Annotated in this window: 20 protein-coding genes; 9 read left to right on the top strand and 11 right to left on the bottom strand. The window is 68.6% G+C overall.

Annotation, left to right across the window (positions count from 1 at the left end):
• Positions 1–13: 13 nt before the first annotated feature.
• Positions 14–3,967, top strand: a complete 3,954-nt coding sequence (locus tag ACWEOI_RS10945) for a DNA-directed RNA polymerase subunit beta' (RefSeq protein ID WP_433668683.1) — start codon at positions 14–16, stop codon at positions 3,965–3,967.
• 139 nt (positions 3,968–4,106) lie between these two features.
• On the top strand, positions 4,107–4,580 hold the full coding sequence (locus ACWEOI_RS10940) for a hypothetical protein (protein WP_452359494.1): 474 nt from the start codon (positions 4,107–4,109) through the stop codon (positions 4,578–4,580).
• Positions 4,581–4,598: 18 nt separating this feature from the next.
• On the opposite strand, the gene ACWEOI_RS10935 is transcribed toward ACWEOI_RS10940, so the two are convergent.
• Positions 4,599–5,252 (bottom strand): hypothetical protein, encoded by a 654-nt coding sequence (locus ACWEOI_RS10935; RefSeq protein WP_452359493.1) that lies wholly within the window; start codon positions 5,250–5,252, stop codon positions 4,599–4,601.
• A gap of 117 nt (positions 5,253–5,369) precedes the next feature.
• Entirely contained in the window at positions 5,370–6,323 is a 954-nt protein-coding gene (locus ACWEOI_RS10930; RefSeq protein ID WP_433668678.1) for an EamA family transporter, read from the bottom strand.
• Between the two features lie 39 nt (positions 6,324–6,362).
• On the opposite strand from ACWEOI_RS10930, the gene ACWEOI_RS10925 reads away from it, so the two are divergent.
• The 3 genes from ACWEOI_RS10925 (at position 6,363) to ACWEOI_RS10915 (ending at position 9,142) form a co-directional block, all read left to right on the top strand.
• Positions 6,363–6,899, top strand: a complete 537-nt coding sequence (locus ACWEOI_RS10925; RefSeq protein ID WP_452359492.1) for a CGNR zinc finger domain-containing protein — start codon at positions 6,363–6,365, stop codon at positions 6,897–6,899.
• 128 nt (positions 6,900–7,027) lie between these two features.
• Positions 7,028–8,533, top strand: a complete 1,506-nt coding sequence (mqo, locus tag ACWEOI_RS10920) for a malate dehydrogenase (quinone) (protein ID WP_433668676.1) — start codon at positions 7,028–7,030, stop codon at positions 8,531–8,533.
• A 132-nt stretch (positions 8,534–8,665) separates the two neighbouring features.
• Positions 8,666–9,142 carry a PaaI family thioesterase gene (locus ACWEOI_RS10915; RefSeq protein WP_452359491.1) on the top strand — a complete coding sequence of 159 codons (477 nt, stop codon included), beginning with the start codon at positions 8,666–8,668 and terminating at the stop codon, positions 9,140–9,142.
• Positions 9,143–9,144: 2 nt separating this feature from the next.
• On the opposite strand, the gene ACWEOI_RS10910 is transcribed toward ACWEOI_RS10915, so the two are convergent.
• Positions 9,145–10,170, bottom strand: a complete 1,026-nt coding sequence (locus ACWEOI_RS10910; RefSeq protein ID WP_433668672.1) for an aldo/keto reductase — start codon at positions 10,168–10,170, stop codon at positions 9,145–9,147.
• Positions 10,171–10,338: 168 nt separating this feature from the next.
• On the opposite strand from ACWEOI_RS10910, the gene ACWEOI_RS10905 reads away from it, so the two are divergent.
• Positions 10,339–11,178: a helix-turn-helix transcriptional regulator gene (locus tag ACWEOI_RS10905; protein WP_452359490.1), complete on the top strand. Its 840-nt coding sequence runs from the start codon at positions 10,339–10,341 to the stop codon at positions 11,176–11,178.
• A 3-nt stretch (positions 11,179–11,181) separates the two neighbouring features.
• On the opposite strand, the gene ACWEOI_RS10900 is transcribed toward ACWEOI_RS10905, so the two are convergent.
• From ACWEOI_RS10900 to ACWEOI_RS10890, 3 genes are read right to left on the bottom strand one after another with little or no spacing between them, the layout of a single operon-like run.
• Positions 11,182–12,168: a pirin family protein gene (locus ACWEOI_RS10900; protein ID WP_452359489.1), complete on the bottom strand. Its 987-nt coding sequence runs from the start codon at positions 12,166–12,168 to the stop codon at positions 11,182–11,184.
• Between the two features lie 16 nt (positions 12,169–12,184).
• A complete protein-coding gene (locus tag ACWEOI_RS10895; protein WP_357091126.1) occupies positions 12,185–12,505 on the bottom strand; it encodes a GNAT family N-acetyltransferase in 321 nt (106 codons plus the stop codon).
• A 3-nt stretch (positions 12,506–12,508) separates the two neighbouring features.
• Positions 12,509–12,964 carry a carboxymuconolactone decarboxylase family protein gene (locus ACWEOI_RS10890; protein ID WP_452359488.1) on the bottom strand — a complete coding sequence of 152 codons (456 nt, stop codon included), beginning with the start codon at positions 12,962–12,964 and terminating at the stop codon, positions 12,509–12,511.
• Between the two features lie 165 nt (positions 12,965–13,129).
• On the opposite strand from ACWEOI_RS10890, the gene ACWEOI_RS10885 reads away from it, so the two are divergent.
• Positions 13,130–13,750: a GTP cyclohydrolase II RibA gene (locus ACWEOI_RS10885; protein ID WP_433668665.1), complete on the top strand. Its 621-nt coding sequence runs from the start codon at positions 13,130–13,132 to the stop codon at positions 13,748–13,750.
• Positions 13,751–13,814: 64 nt separating this feature from the next.
• Here ACWEOI_RS10885 and ACWEOI_RS10880 read toward each other — a convergent pair whose 3' ends face one another.
• Both ACWEOI_RS10880 and ACWEOI_RS10875 read right to left on the bottom strand, forming a co-directional pair.
• Positions 13,815–14,825, bottom strand: a complete 1,011-nt coding sequence (locus ACWEOI_RS10880; protein ID WP_452359487.1) for an aldo/keto reductase — start codon at positions 14,823–14,825, stop codon at positions 13,815–13,817.
• A complete protein-coding gene (locus tag ACWEOI_RS10875) occupies positions 14,822–15,280 on the bottom strand; it encodes a MerR family transcriptional regulator (RefSeq protein ID WP_452359486.1) in 459 nt (152 codons plus the stop codon). Before ACWEOI_RS10875 ends, ACWEOI_RS10880 begins: the two co-directional genes overlap by 4 nt.
• A gap of 129 nt (positions 15,281–15,409) precedes the next feature.
• Here ACWEOI_RS10875 and ACWEOI_RS10870 point away from each other — a divergent pair, with 129 nt between their 5' ends.
• Positions 15,410–15,613: a hypothetical protein gene (locus ACWEOI_RS10870; protein ID WP_379447973.1), complete on the top strand. Its 204-nt coding sequence runs from the start codon at positions 15,410–15,412 to the stop codon at positions 15,611–15,613.
• A gap of 25 nt (positions 15,614–15,638) precedes the next feature.
• Here ACWEOI_RS10870 and ACWEOI_RS10865 read toward each other — a convergent pair whose 3' ends face one another.
• A complete protein-coding gene (locus ACWEOI_RS10865) occupies positions 15,639–16,130 on the bottom strand; it encodes a SixA phosphatase family protein (protein ID WP_404204403.1) in 492 nt (163 codons plus the stop codon).
• Between the two features lie 228 nt (positions 16,131–16,358).
• Here ACWEOI_RS10865 and ACWEOI_RS10860 point away from each other — a divergent pair, with 228 nt between their 5' ends.
• On the top strand, positions 16,359–18,026 hold the full coding sequence (locus tag ACWEOI_RS10860) for an FAD-dependent oxidoreductase (RefSeq protein WP_452359485.1): 1,668 nt from the start codon (positions 16,359–16,361) through the stop codon (positions 18,024–18,026).
• 81 nt (positions 18,027–18,107) lie between these two features.
• Here ACWEOI_RS10860 and ACWEOI_RS10855 read toward each other — a convergent pair whose 3' ends face one another.
• Positions 18,108–18,848 carry a hypothetical protein gene (locus tag ACWEOI_RS10855; RefSeq protein WP_452359484.1) on the bottom strand — a complete coding sequence of 247 codons (741 nt, stop codon included), beginning with the start codon at positions 18,846–18,848 and terminating at the stop codon, positions 18,108–18,110.
• A 176-nt stretch (positions 18,849–19,024) separates the two neighbouring features.
• Positions 19,025–19,804, bottom strand: a complete 780-nt coding sequence (locus ACWEOI_RS10850) for an acyl-[acyl-carrier-protein] thioesterase (protein WP_357091144.1) — start codon at positions 19,802–19,804, stop codon at positions 19,025–19,027.
• Positions 19,805–19,807: the final 3 nt, after the last annotated feature.

The raw sequence follows: 19,807 nt of genomic DNA, 5'->3' as shown, positions 1-19,807 counted from the left end.
GAAAGGAAGTTACGTGCTAGACGTCAACTTCTTCGATGAACTCCGGATCGGCCTGGCGACCGCCGAAGACATTCGTAACTGGTCTTTCGGCGAGGTCAAGAAGCCGGAGACCATCAACTACCGCACGCTGAAGCCGGAGAAGGACGGCCTCTTCTGCGAGAAGATCTTCGGTCCCACCCGGGACTGGGAGTGCTACTGCGGTAAGTACAAGCGCGTCCGCTTCAAGGGCATCATCTGCGAGCGCTGTGGTGTCGAGGTGACTCGCGCCAAGGTGCGTCGTGAGCGCATGGGCCACATCGAGCTGGCCGCTCCGGTCACCCACATCTGGTACTTCAAGGGTGTCCCGTCGCGTCTGGGCTACCTGCTCGACCTCGCGCCGAAGGATCTGGAAAAGATCATCTACTTCGCCGCGTACGTCATCACCTCGGTGGACGACGAGCTGCGTCACAACGAGCTCTCCACGCTCGAGGCGGAGATGGAGGTCGAGAAGAAGACCGTCGCCGACCAGCGTGACGCCGACCTCGAGGCCCGCGCCCAGAAGCTGGAAGCCGACCTGGCCGAGCTGGAGGCCGAGGGCGCCAAGTCCGACGTCCGCCGCAAGGTCAAGGACGGCGGCGAGCGCGAGATGCGTCAGCTGCGCGACCGCGCCCAGCGTGAGCTGGACCGGCTCGACGAGATCTGGACCACCTTCACCAAGCTGGCCAAGAAGCAGCTGATCATCGACGAGGTGATCTACCGCGAGCTGCAGGACCGCTACGGCGAGTACTTCACCGGTGCCATGGGCGCCGAGGCGATCCAGAAGCTCATGCAGGATTTCGACATCCCGGCCGAGGCCGAGAACCTGCGCGAGACCATCCGTACGGGCAAGGGCCAGAAGAAGCTTCGCGCGCTGAAGCGTCTGAAGGTCGTGGCCGCGTTCCAGACCAACGGCAACTCGCCGATGGGCATGGTCCTCGACGCCGTTCCGGTGATCCCGCCGGAGCTGCGCCCGATGGTGCAGCTCGACGGTGGCCGCTTCGCGACCTCCGACCTGAACGACCTGTACCGCCGCGTCATCAACCGCAACAACCGTTTGAAGCGACTGATCGATCTGGGTGCGCCCGAGATCATCGTGAACAACGAGAAGCGCATGCTTCAGGAGTCGGTGGACGCGCTGTTCGACAACGGCCGTCGTGGCCGTCCGGTCACCGGTCCGGGTAACCGCCCGCTGAAGTCGCTGAGCGATCTGCTCAAGGGCAAGCAGGGTCGTTTCCGTCAGAACCTGCTCGGTAAGCGTGTCGACTACTCCGGCCGTTCGGTCATCGTGGTCGGTCCGCAGCTGAAGCTGCACCAGTGTGGTCTGCCCAAGCTGATGGCGCTCGAGCTGTTCAAGCCGTTCGTCATGAAGCGTCTGGTCGACCTGAACCACGCGCAGAACATCAAGTCCGCCAAGCGGATGGTCGAGCGTCAGCGTCCCCAGGTGTGGGATGTCCTCGAAGAGGTCATCTCCGAGCACCCGGTGCTGCTGAACCGTGCGCCCACCCTGCACCGCCTGGGTATCCAGGCCTTCGAGCCGCTGCTGGTCGAAGGTAAGGCCATCCAGCTGCACCCGCTCGTGTGTGAGGCGTTCAACGCCGACTTCGACGGTGACCAGATGGCCGTGCACCTCCCGCTGTCCGCGGAGGCGCAGGCCGAGGCCCGCATCCTGATGCTGTCCTCGAACAACATCCTGTCGCCGGCGTCGGGTCGTCCGCTCGCCATGCCGCGTCTGGACATGGTGACCGGCCTGTTCTACCTGACCCGCCTGGAAGAGGGCGCGGTCGGCGAGTACCGGGCCGCCACCAAGGACGAGGCCGAGTTCGGCGTCTACTCCTCGCCCGCCGAGGCGCAGATGGCCGTGGACCGCGGTGACCTGACCGTGCGTTCGCTGATCAAGGTCCGTCTGACCGAGCAGCGTCCGCCGAAGGACGTCGAGGCCGAGCTGTTCCCGGACGGCTGGCAGCGTGGCGACGCGTGGACCTGCAAGACCACCCTGGGTCGCGTGATCTTCAACGATCTGCTCCCGGCGGACTACGCGTTCATCGACGAGCCGATGCCGAAGAAGCGTCAGGCGGCGATCATCAACGATCTCGCCGAGCGCTACCCGATGATCGTGGTCGCGCAGACCGTCGACAAGCTCAAGGACGCCGGCTTCTACTGGGCCACGCGTTCGGGTGTCACCGTCTCCATGTCGGACGTGCTCGTTCCGCCGGAGAAGGCGGAGATCATGGCGCGCTACGACGCGCAGGCCGACCAGATCGAGAAGAAGTACCAGCGTGGTGCTCTCGACCACCAGGAGCGCAACAACGCCCTGGTCAAGATCTGGCAGGAAGCGACCGAAGAGGTCGGTAAGGCGCTGCGCGCGCACTACCCGGCCGACAACCCGATCATCACGATCGTCGACTCGGGCGCCACGGGTAACTTCACCCAGACTCGTACCCTCGCGGGCATGAAGGGTCTGGTGACCAACCCGAAGGGTGAGTTCATCCCGCAGCCGATCAAGTCCTCCTTCCGTGAGGGCCTGACGGTTCTGGAGTACTTCATCAACACCCACGGTGCGCGAAAGGGTCTGGCCGACACCGCGCTTCGTACCGCCGACTCGGGTTACCTGACCCGTCGTCTGGTGGACGTGTCGCAGGACGTCATCGTGCGCGAGACCGACTGTGGCACCGAGCGCGGCATCGTGGTGCCGATCGCGGAGAAGCAGGCCGACGGCTCTGTCATCCGGGACGCCCACGTGGAGACCAGCACCTACGCTCGTACGCTGGCCACCGACGCGGTGGACGCCAAGGGCAATGTCGTCGTCGAGAAGGGCCACGACCTGGGCGATCCCGCCCTGGAGGCGCTGCTCGAGGCCGGCATCACCGAGGTGAAGGTCCGCTCCGTGCTGACCTGCACCACCGGCACCGGCGTGTGTGCCACCTGCTACGGCCGCTCGATGGCGACCGGCAAGCTGGTGGACATCGGTGAGGCCGTCGGTATCGTCGCCGCCCAGTCCATCGGTGAGCCCGGTACCCAGCTGACCATGCGTACCTTCCACCAGGGTGGTGTCGCGGGTGACGACATCACGGGTGGTCTGCCCCGCGTGCAGGAGCTCTTCGAGGCTCGTGTGCCCAAGGGCAAGGCCCCCATCGCCGAGGTGTCGGGTCGCGTGCGGCTCGAGGACGACGACCGCTTCTACAAGATCACGATCATCCCGGACGACGGGTCGGACGAGGTCCTGTACGACAAGCTGTCGAAGCGTCAGCGTCTGCGGGTGTTCAAGCACGAGGACGGCTCCGAGCGTCTCCTGGCCGACGGTGACCACGTCGAGGTCGGTCAGCAGCTGCTCGAGGGCTCGGCCGATCCGCACGAGGTGCTGCGCGTGATGGGCCCGCGTCAGGTGCAGGTCCACCTGGTCCACGAGGTCCAGGAGGTGTACCGCTCGCAGGGTGTGTCCATCCACGACAAGCACATCGAGGTGATCGTCCGCCAGATGCTGCGCCGCGTCACCATCATCGATTCGGGTGCGACCGAGTTCCTCCCGGGTTCGCTGGTGGAGCGCGCCGAGTTCGAGTCCGCCAACCGCCGCGTGGTCGCGGAGGGTGGCGAGCCCGCCTCGGGTCGTCCGGTGCTCATGGGTATCACCAAGGCGTCGCTCGCGACCGATTCGTGGCTGTCGGCGGCCTCCTTCCAGGAGACCACCCGCGTGCTCACGGACGCCGCGATCAACTGCCGCTCCGACAAGCTGATCGGCCTGAAGGAGAACGTGATCATCGGTAAGCTGATCCCGGCCGGTACCGGTATCAACCGCTACCGCAACATCCAGGTGCAGCCGACCGAAGAGGCCCGCCAGGCGGCGTACGCTGTCCCGTCCTACGACGACAGCTACTACAGCCCGGACGGCTTCGGCACCTCCACCGGTGCCGCGGTTCCGCTGGACGACTACGGCTTCAGCGATTACCGCTAAGCGTGTAGCCAGGCAATAGAATTCGGCCCCCGCTCCGAAATGGAGCGGGGGCCGAACTCTTTTCCCGCTCGAGCGCGGCGCGCGGGTCTATGCTGTTTGCGACGAAGTAACCGGCCCCCGTTTCAGGGGAGGAGCTGACGTGTTCGCTCGTAGTGCTCTCGTTTCGGCCGTCTGCTGTGGAGCGGCCCTGTCCCTGCCGCTCGCATTGTCGCTACCGCTCGCCGCCGCCGATCCCGGTGGCGCACTGGGCGGCTGCCGCCACGGCGGCGTCCTGACCGGCGCGCTGATTCCGGGGACCGGCAGCGTGGGCCAGAGCGTCCACCGCGAGGCGGACGTCTGGGCCTGCTCGAGCCCGCTGCTGCCCGGCATCGAATCCGGCCACTTCACCGCCGAATTGCCGTTCAACGCCCTCGATTCGCCGTCGCTGGGCCGATTCGACTGGACCGACGGCAGTGTCAGTCAGGTGATCGGCCAGCCCAACGGCCTGTGGACGATTGTGGACGGCCCCGGCAACGGCCACACCTTCCGTTTCGATCTCGCGCAGGAGATGAACGTGTGGTGGTACCACTGGCACAACACCATGCCGGTGAAGTCGGTCAGCTTCCTGGCGTGAATCCCGGTGGGGGAGGAGTCAGTTGGCGGGCGGGGGAGTCGGGATAGCGGCGAAGGCGGGCCGGAAGATGTTCGACGCGCCGGGGGCCAGGGTGTCGACGTAGGCGAGCGCGGCCTCCGAGGCCTCGTGGCCGCCGGACATCTGCAGGCCGATGGCCCCGCCGACCACGCCGCCGATCACCGCGAGCAGCGGGGCGGTGATGAAGTCCAGGACGAACAGGCCGAGCGGGAAGCCCGCGATGAAGCCGATGGTGGCGCCGATGGCCGCGCCGGTGGCGACCGCGGGCATATTGGCCTGGACCACGTCGAAGAAGTGCTGCTGGGCGTCGATATCGCGCAGTTCGGTGCCGGACGCGGCGACCGGGGTGAGGGTGAGACGGCGATTGCTCTGGTCGATGACCGGGGTGAATTCCGCTGTCTTGCCGTCGATGTCGTACTTCAGGGGCACGGTGGAGACCAGGGCGCCCTTGTCGTCGGTGACGATGACGGCCTCGCCGTCCCAGGTGGCGAGGAACTGCCCGGCCTGCAGGGTGCTGACCGCGGAGCGGTGGTCCGAGGAGAGCGCCACGTCGTAGCCGATGCTGTGATCGGTGCCCTTGATCTGCAGGGTGGGCTGCGCGGGGGCCTGCTCGGGCGCGGCGGTGGCCGTGCCGGCGACGGTGGTCGCGGTCAAGCAAAGCAAGGCAGGCGCAACGTATTTCGTGATACCCATGGTGGCTGTTCCTCGAGTTTGCGATAGGTTTCCCGACCTTTGCGACAAACTACCGTTATCAACTCGAGATGTGAAGCATTATGGCGCATTCGTGTCGTCGGCGGGTTCCCCGAGTCGCACGACCACGACGCCGATGAGAATCAAAGCGCCGCCGAACAATTGGATCGGCGCGGGGGTCTGGCCCAGCAGCGCCCAGGAGAACAGGATGGCGGCCAGCACCTCGGCGAGCGCCGCGAACGACGCCAGGCGTGACCCGAGCAGCCGGGTGGCGGCGATACCGGTGACATAGGAGACGGCGGCCGTGATCACGCCGAGCGCGAGCAGCGGCACCCACCAGTCCACGGTGAACCCCTGGAAGGCAACGGGAGTGGTGGTGGCGTGCAGCGGGACGACGCCGAGCAGGCCCGCGGCCAGGATGCCGAGTCCGCCGACCAGTAGTCCGCCGGTGGCCAGTACGGTGCCGGGCACCGCGTCCCCGGCGTGCGCGCTCAGGATGAAATAGGCGGCCGCACCGACCATTGCGCCCAGGGCCCAGGCGATGCCGACCCAGCTGGTGCTGGCGCCCGATCGCAGGTTGAGCACCATGACCAGTCCGGTCACCCCGATGATCGCGCCGAGAACGGTTGCGCGACCGGGCTTCTGGCTGTGCCGCAGCCACAACCACACCACCACGGCGATCGGCGCGGTGTATTCGATGAGCAGCGCGACGCCGACATCCATGTGGGCGACGGCATTGAAGTACGACAGCTGCGCGGTGGCGACGGCCAGCAGTCCGTATCCCGCGAGCAGGGAGATATTGCGCCGCAGCAGGTCCCAGTCGCCGCGCAATCGCACGACGGCGGCGGGCAGCAGCACGACCGCGCCGAGGAGGACGCGGACGATGACGACGGCGGCGGGGCTCCAGCCCGCGTCGATGAGTCCGCGGGCCAGCGGTCCGGAGAGCCCGAACGCGGCGGCCGACAGGGCGGCGCAGATCAGCCCGGAGCGGATCCGGTGCGACACCACCGTCCTGTCATGAGTCAAAGTCGCCATGACAAATGACGCTAAAGGCCGCGTGTGTAATATGTCAACGTGCTTTTCGCTGATGACACGGTGGCCTCCATGGCCGCGGCGGTCGAGCTGGTGAACTCGGCCGAGGAGCCGGACACCCTCACCGAGATCGCGCAGCTGGACGCCTTCTTCGAGAAGCACCGCTACACCGGGGCGCATGCCGGGACCGCCGCCGAACTCGCCGCGGTCCGCGCCCAGCGCGCGCCGCTGCGCCGCCTGCTCACCGCCGACCGCGACACCGCCGTCGCTGTGGTGAACGCCATCCTCGCCGAGCACTGCGCGGTCCCCGAACTGGTCCGCCACGACGGCCTCGACTACCACATCCACGCGGTCCCGCCCCAGGCTCCGCTGCAGGTCCGGATCGCCGTGGAGACGGCCATGGCGATGATCGACCTGATCCGCGCCGACGAGCTCTCCCGCCTGTCGATCTGCGCCGACGACTCCTGTGCGGGCATCGTGCTGGACCTGTCCCGCAACCGTTCCCGTCGCTACTGTTCGACGGCCTGCACCAATCGCAACGCGGTCGCCGCGTACCGGGCTCGCAAGTCCGCGAATTGAGTAGTCTCCGCCCTCCGCGTGCGCTGAGAGGGCTTCGGCATTAGTGTTCTCGAGGCCGCCCTGGCGGGCCGGTCGTTGGTGCCAGCACGCCCGCTGTACGAATTCAATCGGGGTTCCAGGTAATGACGATGAGAACACAACTGCCGCTACGTCCCTACGACGTCGTGCTGATCGGCGGCGGCATCATGAGCGCGACGCTCGCGGTGCTGATCAAGCATCTGGAACCCAGCTGGACCATCGGGGTCTACGAACGATTGCCGGAGGTCGGCCTCGAAGCGTCGGCGGCCTGGAACAATTCCGGCACCGGGCACGCGGGACTGTGCGAACTCGATTACACCGGCGAGAATCCCGACGGCTCCATCGATATCGAGCCGGCGCTCGCGCTGAATGAACAGTTCCAGCTGACCCGGCAATTGTGGGCGTCGCTGGTGGGCTCGGGGATTCTGCGCAATCCGGAGACCTTCATCAATCCGGTCCCGCATATGACGCTGGCGCGCGGCAAGACCGAGGTGGATTTCCTGCGCCGCCGCCACGAAACCATGTCCGCGCATCACCTTTTCGCGAATATGAAGTTCAGTGACGATCCGGCGGTGATCGGCGAATGGGCGCCGCTGCTCACCGCGGGCCGCGACGACGGCGATCCGATCGCCGCCACCCGCGACATCACCGGCAGCGATGTCGATTTCGGTGAACTGACCCGGCAGCTGTTCCATTGGCTGCGCTGGCAGGACGTGGAGATCCACCGCAATTGCGAGGTGCGCGGACTGCGCCGCAACAATGACGGTACCTGGCAGCTGCGGGTGGACTGGCGCACCGACAACGACCGGCTCACCCGCAAGGCCGACGCCCGTTTCGTCTTCGCGGGCGCGGGCGGCTGGGCGCTGAGGATCCTGCAGAAGGCCGGGATTCCCGAGGCCGACGGCTACGGTCTGCTGCCGGTCAGCGGCCGATTCCTGCGCTGCGACAATCCCGAGGTGGCGGCCGGGCACGACGCCAAGGTGTACGGGCGGGCGCTGTCGGGTGCGCCGTCGATCGCCATGCCGCACTTGGACACTCGCATCGTGAACGGGGAACGGGCCCTGCTGTTCGGGCCGTACGCGGGCGCGAATCCCCGCTTCCTGAAACAGGGTTCGCTGCTCGACGCCCCGGCCTCGCTGCGGGCGGGCAATGCCGGGTCCATCGCGGCCATGTTGAAGGCGAATACCGAGCTGCTGCGGTTGCTGGCCGGGCAGCTGACCTCGACCCGCAAGAAGAAGCTGGCCGCGCTGCGCGAGTTCGTGCCCGAGGCGCGCGCCGAGGACTGGTCGCTGATCACCGCCGGGCAGCGCGCTCAGCTGGTGAAGCCGGACGCCGAACGCGGCGGGGTGCTCGAGTTCGGCACCGAGGTGGTGGCCGCGCAGGACGGATCGATCGCCGCGGTGCTGGGGGCGAGCCCGGGCGCGTCGACGGCGCCGGTAGTGCTGCTCGAGGTGCTGCAGCGCTGCTTCCCGCGCTATGCCCGGATCTGGGAGCCGCGGCTGCGGGAGTTGATGCCGACGCTGGGGCACAGTCTGGCCGACGACGCCCGGCTGGCCCGGCAGACCATGGCCCGGACCGCAGAGGCGCTGGGTCTGGCGGGCCGGGTGGTGGGCTGATTCTTCCGGGCGTCGTGGGCTGATGCGGCAGGAAACTGCCAGGCCCCGGTCCCGGACCGCCGTGGACAAAGTCGCGTTCCGCCCGGTATGAAATTGGAACACGTTTCATTTTTTCTATCGGCGGGAGACGCGATGGACAGCGCGAATGCGACCATGGGCGACATGGTGATGGCGGGCTTCAAGAAGCTCGGCTTCATCCAGTTCACGGGCATCGAGAGCGTCGAGTACGGCCCGGGCCGCAGCGTGGTCGGCATGGCCGCGCGCCCCGAGCACTTCAACCACAATGGCGACATCCACGCCGCCCTGCTGTTCGGCCTGGCCGAGACGGCCGCCATGGGCGCGGCCATCTCCGGCATCGTGGACCTGATGGGCGACACCTTCATCGTGGCCCGCGACGGCCGCATCGAATACCTGGCCCGCGCCAAGGGCCAGGAGGGCCCGTTCACCGGCACCGCCGAGCTGTCGCCCGAGACCATCGCCGAGACCCGCGCGAACATCGAGTCCCGCACCGAGATCGAGCTGGAGGTGCCGGTGATCATCGCCGATGTCACCGGCAAGCCCGTGGCCCGCGCCGCGTTCACCGCCGTCATCCGGCCGCGCCGCAAGTAGTCTCAGCGTTCGCTGTCGAGCATGGCCATCTGCGCCGGGGCGTAGCGCCCACCCGCCACCCGGTCGGCGGGCACCGCGGCCTCGATGGTGGCCAGCTCGGCGTCGGACAGCCGGATGTCCACCGCCGCAACGGCTTCGGCCCAGCGCTCCGGCTTCCGCGCGCCGATCAGCGGCACGATGTCGATGCCGCGCGACAGCGCCCAGGCGATGGCCAGCTGGGCCACGCTCACCCCGCGCGCGGCCGCGATCTTGCCCAGCGCCTCCACCAACAGCAGGTTTGCGTCCAGGTTCTCGCCCTGGAAGCGCGGGCTGTGGGCGCGGAAGTCGCTGGGCGCGAACTGCGCTCCGCCTCCCCGCGCTTGCCCGGCGCGCACCGAATCGCTGAGCAGGCCGCGCGAGAGCACCCCGTACGCGGTGATGCCGATCCCGAGTTCCCGCGCGACGGGCAGGATCTCGGCCTCGATACCGCGCGACATCAGCGAGTACTCGATCTGCAGATCCGCGATCGGATGCACGGCCGCGGCCCGGCGCAGCGTCTCCACGCCCACCTCGGACAGGCCGATGTGGCGGATGTACCCGGCCTGGACCAGTTCGGCCAGCCCGCCGATGGTCTCCTCGATCGGGACGTTCGGGTCCAGCCGCGCGGGCCGGTAGATGTCGATGTAGTCGGTGCCGAGCCGTTGCAGCGAGTAGGCCAGGAAGTTCTTGGTGGCCGCCGGCCGGGTGTCGACGCCGCCGAAGCTGTTGTCCGGGCCGCGCAGCGCCCCGTATTTCACGCTGAGCAGGACGTCCTCCCGCTTGCGGTCGGCCAGCGCCTGCCGGATGAGCAGTTCGTTGTGGCCCATGCCGTAGAAGTCACCGGTGTCGATGAGGTTCGCGCCGGAATCGAGGGCGGCGTGCACGGTGGCGATCGAGACGGCGTCGTCGGCCGACCCGTACATGCCCGACATCCCCATGGCGCCCAGGGCGATGCGGGAGACGGCGGGCCCGGTCTTGCCGAGCCGGCCGGTGCTGAGGTTCGTGGTCATGGGAACAACACTGCGCCCGATCCCGGGAGTGCGGGAGAGGAGCGCTGATCCAGGGATCGGCGATCCCTGGTTGCCGGGCCGGGCTGTGGACGGTTGTGGATGGATCCGTGCCCAGGCTGGGACTGCCGATACCTGGTTACCGGACCGGGGACGGGGGACAGTGGTGAGGTGGATCGAACCGAGCTGGCCGACTTCCTGCGCCGACGCCGTGAGCAGCTGCAACCGCAGACCGTCGGGTTGCCGCCGGGCGCCCGCCGCCGCACGCCCGGCCTGCGCCGCGACGAGGTCGCCCTGCTCGCGGGCATGTCGACCGACTACTACACCCGCCTCGAACAGGCGCGCGGGCCGCGACCGTCGGTGCAGGTGCTGGCCGCGCTGGCGCGGGCGCTGCGACTGACCGACAGCGAACGCGACCACCTCTTCCACCTGTCCGGGCATCAGGCCCCGGCCCGCGGCGGCGACAGCCACGTGGGCCCCGGCATCCTGCACGTGCTGTCCAAACTGGACGACACCCCGGCCGTGGTCATCTCCGACCTGGGCGAGGTGCTGGTGCAGAACCGCATGCACACCCTGCTGTCCGGGGACTACACGCGGCGGCGCGGCCTGGACCGCTGCATTCCGTGGCGCTGGTTCACCGAGCCGGGCTCGCGCGCCATCTTCCCGCCGGAGGACTGGGAAGCCATGAGCCACAAGCACGTCGCCGACCTGCGCGCGGTCTCCGCCCGCCGCGCGGGCGACGCCGACGTCACCGAACTGGTGGCCCGGTTGCGCGCCGCCAGCCCGGAATTCGAGCGGCTGTGGCACGAACACGAGGTGGGCACCGGCACCGGGCACGTCAAACGCATGATCCACCCGGAAGTCGGTGTGCTGGAACTGATCTGCGAGCCGCTGCTCACCCCCAGCGCCACCCGGCACGTGCTGATCTACTACCCCGCGCCGGGCACCGACACCCAGGACAAGCTGGATCTGTTGCGGGTCATCGGAACCCAGTCGATGACCGGCGGCTGATCCCTACTCGTGGGGGACGCCGCAGCGCCGCTTGCGGGGCTTGAGATGCAGCCCCGGCAGCGGGGGAGCGGGGATCCGCTGTTCGGGCGAGTGGCCCGCGATATCGGCGAACCGGCCGACATCGTGCTTCTCCCAGTCGTTGCGGGCCTGCTCGATCTCCTCGTGACTGCGGGCCACGAAGTTCCACCACATGACCAGGTCCTCGCCGAATGGTTCACCGCCGAGCAGCAGCAGGTGCGCGCCCGTGGTGTCGTGCACGCGGATCGCGTCCCGGTCGCTGCCCAGGTAGAACAGGCTGCCCGGCTCGACCACGGTGCCGTCCAGGCTCAGCGCGCCCGCGATCACCAGCACCGCGTGCTCGAACGCCGGGTTCAGCGGCAGCGCGGTGTCGGCTCCGGCCGCGACGCGCAGGTCCGCGCCGACGATCGGGGTGTAGGCGGTGGCCGGGGAGGTGACCCCGTCCAGCGTGCCGATCAGGACCGTGCCCTCGATCGACGGCGCCCGGAAGGCGGGCAGTTCCCGATGCTGCTCGAAATGCGGTGCGATATCCCGGGATTCACCCGGCAGCGCCACCCACAGCTGCAGCCCGTGCCCCGAGATGTGGCCCGGCACCCGATATTCCGAGTGCGCGATGCCGTGGCCCGAGGTCATGATGTTGAGCTGGCCGGGCGCGATCTCCACATCCGAGCCCACACTGTCGCGGTGCCGGATCCGCCCGTCCAACGGCCAGGTGACGGTCTGCAATCCGATGTGCGGGTGCGGGTCGATGTCGTGGCCCTCGGGGTTGGCCTTCGACGCGCCGTCGAAGTGGTCCAGGAAGCACCACGCGCCGACCGTCGGCAGATCCCGCTGCGGCAGCGACCGGAACACGGTCACCCCGCGGACCCCGCCGAGCGGCACCTCCCGGGCCGGGAAGAACTCCGCCCGCGGCCCCGGATGGCCCGACGACTCGCACAGCGACTCCTCCGGCCGCGGCTCCAGATCACTCACACCCGCACCTCCCTGCTCACCGATCCCGCTTGATGCCCTTGCCGACAACGTATTCGTCGAACTCCGGATGCTTGTCCAGCCAGCCCTTGATGAACGGGCAGCGCGCCACGATGGTGCGGCCGCGGGCGATCACATCCTTGATCGCCTCCTGCGCGAGCAGATTCGCCAGGCCCTTGCCGCTGAATTCCTGATCCACCTCGGTGTGAATGAAGGTGGTGTCGTTGTCGTCGCGCTCGCGGTACTCGCTGAATCCGGCGAGCGAATTCCCGTACCACACCTCGTACCGGTGTTGCGCGTCGTTACGAACGACTGTAGCCGCCACGGCCTGTTCGCTCATTGTTCAGTTCTCCTTCCGCACCCGCACCGGATGTTTGCTCACAATCGACGCTCGATTGAACGCGCCGATAGTGGTGGCAGCCCAGATGAGAACGGCCATCTGGTCATCCGACAAATGTTGCCGCGCAGCAGCATACTCACGCTGCATGCTTTCCTCATCCGGCAACGAAGTGACGGTCTCGGCCACCGAGAGCGCCGCCTGCTGCAGTTCCGTGAACAGATACGGACTGCGTTGCCAGCCGGAGAGCACATCCAATTGCTGTTGTGTGACGCCGGCCTCGCGGGCCGCGCGGGTGTGCAGGTCGAGGCAGAACGGGCAACCGGTGAGCTGGGACACCCGCACGTTCACCAATTCCATGACGGCCCGGTCCAGATCGGCTGCCGCGGCGGCGTTCCGCACTGCGAGCGCGACGCCGTTGAGCGCGTGGAAGATCTCGGGCGACTGCTTGTCGATCCACACTCGGTCATGAGTAACAGGTGACTGCATAGTGGCTGCATCGTAAGCCGAGAAGCTGAACCGTGCGTTCTGGTCTGAAAATTGAACATTCCGGACCGTCGCGAAATAACCGGCCCGCATCCGTCGTTCACCAATCGACGACACGGTCCTCGGCCTCTGGAGCAATCAATGAGCAGCAGCCTCGCCGGCATCCGCACCCGGGTGCGGATCCCGCTGGCCTTCGCCGACGGCTATTCGACCACCGCGCAGGCGGTCACCTTCGACGGCCTGGAGGACGGCCGCGAGCACGTCGCCCTCATCCTCGGCGACCCCGACCTCGGCGCCGCCACGCCGCTGGTGCGGCTGCACTCGGAATGCCTCACCGGCGACGTCTTCGGCTCCGCCCGCTGCGACTGCGGACCCCAGCTGCGCGAATCCGTGGAACGCATCACCGAGACCGGCGGCGTCCTGCTCTATCTGCGTCAAGAGGGCCGAGACATCGGCCTCTACAACAAGCTCGACGCCTACGCCCTGCAGGACGACGGCCTCGACACCTATCAGGCCAACACCGCCCTCGGCTTCGACGAGGACGCCCGCGACTACACCGCGGCCGCCCAGATGCTGACCGCGCTCGGCGTCGGCGAGCTGGACCTGCTCACCAACAACCCGGACAAGGTGCGGCAGCTCACCGCGCTCGGCGTCACCGTGCGCGACACCGTCCCGACCGGCGTCCACGCCAATCCCGGTAACCTGCGCTACCTCCGGGCAAAAGCCGAGCACACCGGGCACACCATCCGCCTGGTCGGCTGAACCCGACGCGTTTCCGGCCCCGCGCCGAGTCGGTGCGGGGCCGGAAACAGTATGGGCAGGGGGACTATTCGCGTCCGGCCGAGCTGAACTTCATGTCCGCGTAGCGATCTCCGGCCACCAGGGCCGCGATCGCGTCCAGGGTCTCCAGTTCCGCCGCGGTCAGCTCCACCGTCGCCGCGGCGACGTTCTCGGCGACCCGGGTGCGGCTGCGGGTACCCGGAATCGGCACCACCGGGAGGTCGTGCACCCGCGCCCGGGCGTGCACCCAGGCCAGCGCCACCTGCGCCGGGGTCAGCCCCCGCGCCGCCGCGATGACGTGCATCGGGGCCAGGATCTCGGCATTGCGCACCGCGTTGTCCCCGGCGAAGCGGGGATGGCGGCGACGGTAATCCCCTTCCGGCAGTTCGCCGGTCGGCGTGACGGCGCCCGAGAGGAAGCCGCGACCCAGTGGCGAGTAGGGCACGAAGGTGACACCGAGTTCGGCCGCGGCGGGAACCACCGCGCGCTCCACGTCCCGCGAGAACAACGACCACTCCGACTGCACGGCCGCGATCGGGTGCACGGCGTACGCGGCGCGCAGTTCCGGGCCGGTCACCTCCGACAATCCCAGCTGCCGGACCTTGCCTGCCGCCACGAGTTCCGCCATCACGCCGACGGTCTCCTCGATCGGGACGCCGTCCTGCTTGCGGTGCATGTAGTACAGGTCGATCACGTCGATGCCGAGCCGTCCCAGGCTGGCGTCCACGGCCGTGCGGATGTACTCCGGCGAGTTGTTGATACCCCGGAATCCGGGGTCGTCCGCGCGGCGCTCCAAGCCGAATTTCGTTGCCAGCACCACGCTCTCGCGGTGTGCGCGCACGAACTCGCCGACGAACTCCTCATTGTGGCCGCTGCCGTACATGTCGGCGGTGTCGAACAGGGTCACGCCCAGTTCGAGGGCCCGCTCCAGCGTGGCCCGGGCCTCGGCGGCGTCGGTCGGGCCGTAGAACTCGCTGATCCCCATGGCCCCGTAGCCCTGCGCGCCGACCCGGGTGGTCCCGAGCGCGGTGGTGGGCAATGCCGTTGTGCTGGTCATCGATCAATCCCCTTGGTTGCACTGCTCTTCGCCCGGGCCGGCGGTGGTGCGCAGACCGGGCCGCCCTGATAGAGCGCGATCTTGCGGTCGAGGACCACCAGCGTCGATCGGAGTTCCTCGATCTGCGCCAGCACCTCCTCGCGGGTCCGGCGGAACATGGCGAGGCGCTCCGGGAAGGTGTGGTCGCCCTCGCGCACCAGCTCGGCGTAGCGGACCATGTCGGCCACCGACATGCCGGTGCTGCGCAGCTTGCCGATGAACGCGAGCCACTGCAGGTCGCGGTCGCTGAAGCGGCGCTGACCGGAATGGTCGCGATCCACGTAGTCCATCAGGCCGATGCGCTCGTACCAGCGCAGCGTGTCGCGGGTGAGCCCGCTGTGCTCGGAGGCTTCGCCGATCGAATACCGCGGTCGCTCGAAGTCCACGGTGTCGTTCGTCGCCGGTGCTGCGTTCATCGGTCTCGCCCTCCTGTGCCGAACCCCGGTATCGACGCTACTGGGTTGGAGTGCACTCCAAGCAAGGGCTGGGCGCGCGAAGATTCGAACGGTCGGCGAATCGGCCGATTCCGGGCCTACCCTGGGGGCATGCCTGGAAGAGACATGGATCGGATCAGAGCGCGATCGGCTCTGGAGACGGCCAAGGAACAGCCGGTGATCACGGCCATCGCCGTACTACCGGTGCTGGCGGTGCTCGGTGTCGTGTGGGCGCTCGCGGGTTTCGGCTGGGCGCTGCTGCTCCTGCTGATCATGGCGGGAGTCGTGGTGTGGAAGGGCAAGCTGTTCGGCTGAGCCCGAGCCAGCCCTGCCCGGGCGGCTAACGCGGCACGTGGAAGCGCACCAGCTCACCCGTGCCCGGGTCGGCGTCTGCCCACAGCCGGTCGAATTCGAGCACGGCCAGGGCCGAGGTGGGGAACTTCTCGCTCATCTCCCCGGCCGGGCCGGAGTTCCGGTTGGCCGCCAATTCCCATGCGGTCCAGGGCATTCCGGGGGAATGGCCGACCAGCAGCAGGGTCTCCACGGCCGGATCGGTGAGCTGCACCAGTTCGATCAGGGTGTGCGGGGACGCCTCGTAGATCGACTTCTCGTAGGACACCGGCGCGGTGACCTCGGTGGCCGCCAGCGTCTCCCGGGTCCGGGTCGCGGTGGAGCACAGCACGGCGTCGATCTCCGGCTGGGTGGCGCGCAGCCACTCGCCCGCCAGCGCCGCCTCGCGCCGCCCGCGCGCGGCCAGCGGCCGGTCGTGGTCGGCCACGCCCTCGGGGTATCCGGACTTGCCGTGCCGCATCAGGATGAGAGTCCGCACCATACGCACTACGGTAGGTGTCCTCGAGTGGAGCCCGGAGACCGGACTCACAGCGGCGCTGCCAGGTGCCGCCGCGAGACACTGCTCACACTCGAGGCACACTGGTGGTTGGCGGCACACAGCTGTGCCGACACCCGTTGGAATGCCGCCTATATTAGAACGTGTTCTACCGACCCTGCTCGAACCCCGAGCGGAGTAGCACCACGCGACAGTTTCGAGGATCTGCGAGATATGGCCTATGTGATCACGCAGCGTTGTTGCAACGACGCCAGCTGCGTACCCGAGTGTCCGGTCGATTGCATTCGTCCCACGCCCGAGCAACGCGAGTTCGCGACGACGGAGCAGCTCTACATCGACCCGGATACCTGCATCGACTGCGGCGCCTGCGTCGACGCCTGCCCGGTCGACGCGATCTTCTCCGAGGACGATCTGCTCGCCTCGCTGGGGCGGTTCCGCGATATCAACGCCGCCTACTTCCAGCGTCACCCGCTGGAGTCCAACTTCGAGCCGCTGGTCGCCCCGACCCGCGCGCCCAAGGAGCTGGGTACGCTGCGCGTCGCCATCGTGGGCGCCGGCCCCGCGGCCTGCTACGCCGCCGAGGAGCTACTGCGTCGCGCCGACGTCGAGGTGGAGCTGTTCGACCGGCTGCCCACGCCGTACGGCCTGGTGCGCGCGGGCGTCGCGCCCGACCACCCGGGCACCAAGTCGGTGGCCAACCTGTTCGAGTCGGCCTTCCGGCGCGAGGCGCTGCAGTACCGGCTGAACGTGGAAGTCGGCAAGCACATCTCGCACGAGGAGCTGCTCGGCCATCACCACGCGGTGATCTACGCCGTCGGCGCGGCCACCGACCGCCGCCTCGGCGTCCCCGGTGAGGACCTGCCCGGCAGCCACTCCGCCACCGAGTTCGTGGCCTGGTACAACGGCCACCCGGACTTCGCCGACCGCGAGTTCGACCTGTCCGGCGAACGCGCCGTCATCGTCGGCAACGGCAATGTGGCGCTCGACGTGGCCCGCGTGCTCACCGTGAACCCGGACGAGCTGGCCAAGACCGACATCGCCGACCACGCCGTGGATGCGCTGCGCCGCAGCAACATCAAGGAGGTCGTGGTGCTGGGCCGCCGTGGCCCGCTGCAGGCCGCCTGCACCTCGCCGGAGTTCCTGGCGCTGGCGCACCTGAAGGGCGTCGACATCATCGTCGACCCCGAGGACCTGGTCCTGGACCCGGCCTCGCAGGCCGAGCTGGACAGCCCCGAGGTCGAGCCGTCGCTGCAGCTCAAGTACACCCTCGCTCAGGAATACGCCGCCGGTACCCGCAACCCGGACAACAAGCGCATCGTGTTCCGCTACCTGGTCTCGCCCACCGCCGTCACCGGTGAGGGCAAGGCCGAGGGCGTGGAGTACGTGCACAACGAGCTGGTCGAGGAGAACGGCCGCACCGTGGCCCGCGCCTCCGACCGCACCGGCAGCCTGGAGGCGTCGCTGGTGCTGCGCTCCATCGGCTACAAGGGCGAGCCGGTCGCGGACGTGCCGTTCGACGAGTCCAAGGGCGTCATCCCGAACGACAAGGGCCGAGTCCTGGCCGACGGCAACCCGGTTCAGGGCGTGTACGTCTCCGGCTGGATCAAGCGCGGCCCGCGCGGCGTCATCGGCTCCAACCGGGTCGACTCGACCGAGACCGTCGACCAGATCATCGAGGACTACACCAACGGCAAGCTGGCCGCCCCGCAGGGCGACCGCGCTGCCCTCGATGCGCTGCTCGCCGAGCGTCAGCCCGACCAGATCGGCCGCGAGGGCTGGAAGGCCATCGACGCCGCCGAGAAGACCGCGGGCAAGGCCGCCGGCCGCCCCCGCGTGAAGTTCACCAGCGTCGAGGACCTGCTGAAGGCCGCCAAAGGGTAACTCCCTCGGAGCCTGACCACGCGTGAACGACTGCGGCCCCACCCGGAAAGGGTGGGGCCGCAGTCGTTTTCGTGTCGGGGGCTATTTGCCGAGGTTGATGAACAGGCCGTCCTTGGAGCACATGGACCCGACCGTGGGGTTCGAGGGGACGGCGTGGCAGGACCAGCCGTCGATGGTGGCCTGATCGCTGGTGCCGACCTGCTGGGCGTACTTGGTGGCGACGTTGATGGCCTCGGTGCAGCCGACCCGGCCGGCGGCGCCGGCCACGGCGGTGACCGAGCGGCTGCCGCCGCCCGCGTCGGTGACGGTGCCGCAGTCGGCGTCGGGGAGCGCGGCTCCGCTGGTGGTGGGCGGGGGAGTCGTGGCGGGCGGGTTGGGGGCCGCGCCGCCGCGCAGGCCGATCAGGAAGCCCTCCTTGAAGCAGATGTGCGGGACCGCGGCGTCGGGCTGGGGCTGGCAGGTCCACCCGTCCACCTGGGCGGCATCGCCGGTGCGGGTGGCCTGCACGTAGCGGGTGGTGACGGTGATGGCCTCGGTGCAGCCGGGGACGCCGCCGGAGCTGGCGTAGGCGATCACGTTGGCGCCCTGGCCGTTTGCTCCGGTGATCGGTCCGCAATCGACGTCGCCGGCGGTCTGGGTGGTGGGCACCGGCGGGTGGGTCGGGCCGGGATGCTCGGTGGTGGTGCCCGGTGCGGTGATGCTGCTCGCCGCGACGGTGGTCGACGTGGTGTTCTTCGACGAATCCTGGGAGCTGCCACAGGCCGTCATCCCGACGACCAGCGCGGGCGCGGCCGCGAGCAGCGCGATGTGAGCGAATCGCATGGCGAACGGTCTCCTGTCCCCGATCGCCACCCCTGGGCGATCGACCTGCCGCTCAGTGTCGCAGGCAAACGTTCAGCGAACGTGGTGTGACGCGGGGAATGTCGCCGGAGGTCAATCGATTTCGCAGTTGCGACACCGCGGCGCAGGTGGGCAACAGACCCGCCTTCGGGGTCGGCTCAGGCGCCGGGCAGCGGTCCGATCCGCACCGCGGTGGTCGTCACCCCGCCCACCACGAACCACAGCCGCAGCGAGGCGGGATGCCCGGCCCGGTCGCCGGGTTCGTACCGGCTGCGCACGCTCACGTGCTGGCGGGCCAGCACCGGCGCCACGTATTCGATGACCGCGCGATGCGGCCCCGCCAGCAGCTTCGGATAATCCACCAGGTACTGCTCCACCGCCTGCCAGTAGGCCGCGTTGTTCACGTGGTTGTACTGGTCGATATCGGTGGCGCGGACCGGGAACGGCAGGTCCACATCCGATTCCGGCGGGGTGGGGTCGGTGAGCCAGGGCCGCCAGCGCAGCCGGTGCTCATCGGTGGTGCGGGCGAGTTCGGCCAGGCCCTCGTCGCTGATCCGGGTCGGCATATTGGTGAACTCGTTGATATTGATCCAGAAGCCCTCGGTCTCGATCAGGCCGCCGTTGTCGCTGGTGATGCGCACCCGCATATTGGTCCAGCGGGTCGACATGGCCGAGCACCAGCGGCGCAGCTCCACCCGGTCCGGCCAGTGCACCGGCCGGACCACGTCCACCACGGTGCGCCGCACGATCCAGGCCGGATCGGTGCGGTGGAAGAAGCCGGATTGCATTTCCTCCCAGGCGATGTCCTGGAGGTAGCGGGCCGTGGCGTCGAATCGCAGCCGCTGATACGGGTCCACATCGCCGGCTCGCACCGGCCACGCGGAAGCGAAGCCCATGCCCTCCTGGGGAAGCGGGGCGAGTGGCTCATCGAGTGACACTGG

Source organism: Nocardia sp. NPDC004340 (assembly GCF_053602575.1).
The sequence above is the reverse complement of the archived record's forward strand: the minus strand, read 5'-3'. Positions and strand labels throughout refer to the sequence as shown.